The sequence below is a fragment of the Acidobacterium sp. S8 genome (assembly GCF_009765985.1).
GTDB lineage: Bacteria > Acidobacteriota > Terriglobia > Terriglobales > Acidobacteriaceae > Alloacidobacterium.
Genome location: NZ_LMUM01000034.1, coordinates 612,079 through 612,718, shown reverse-complemented (window position 1 = coordinate 612,718; position 640 = coordinate 612,079). Strand labels below are relative to the sequence as shown.

Annotated in this window: 1 protein-coding gene; it reads right to left on the bottom strand. The window is 62.2% G+C overall.

All coding sequences use genetic code 11. From position 1 onward, the window contains the following. A partial coding sequence (locus tag GSQ86_RS17865; protein WP_216841193.1) for a transposase occupies positions 1-640 on the bottom strand: 640 nt, incomplete at both ends.

Sequence of the window (640 nt, the reverse complement as noted above, 5' to 3'; positions counted from 1 at the left end):
ACCGAGGTTCCCGAGACCTGATGTACTGGGTCCAGGCCACTGTGCGCCACCCACTGCCGCACCGACATCTCCGGTGAGAGCGATGAGAGTTCGCCCAGCAACTGAACCGCGCTGATCTCGCCGATGCCTGGGATGCCGATGAGTAGCTCGAACCGTTTCCGGATGGTTTCATCGCTGCGAACCAGTTCTCTAGCCTCGCGGCGGAACCGCAGGATGCGCCGCTCGATCGAAGCCATGGAGCGCTTCAAGTCGTTCACCACGCAGCGCGGCGTCGCCGCCGATTTCTCCGCGGCGTGGAGGCGGTTGTTTTGCCGTGTGTATTCTGCTGTCAGACCGAGGAGATGACGGCTGATGGTGCGCAGCTGCAAGCTGTTCAGGCTCGGTGCGCACCACGGCGTAAAGGGCATACGACGGCTATATTCGGCCAGTGTCTGCGCATCCGCTGAGTCAGTCTTCGATCGGCGCAGTGTCTGCGCGAAGCGATGGACCAACTTCGGGTTCAGCACCGCGACCTCGATGCCATCCGCACGATCAAGTGCCATAGCCAGGTCCAGCGAGTAAATGCCGGTCGCCTCCAGCGATACTCTCACCCGCGCTTTGCGCTTGTGCAGCCAGGTGATCAGGGCCTTGTGACCGCTGG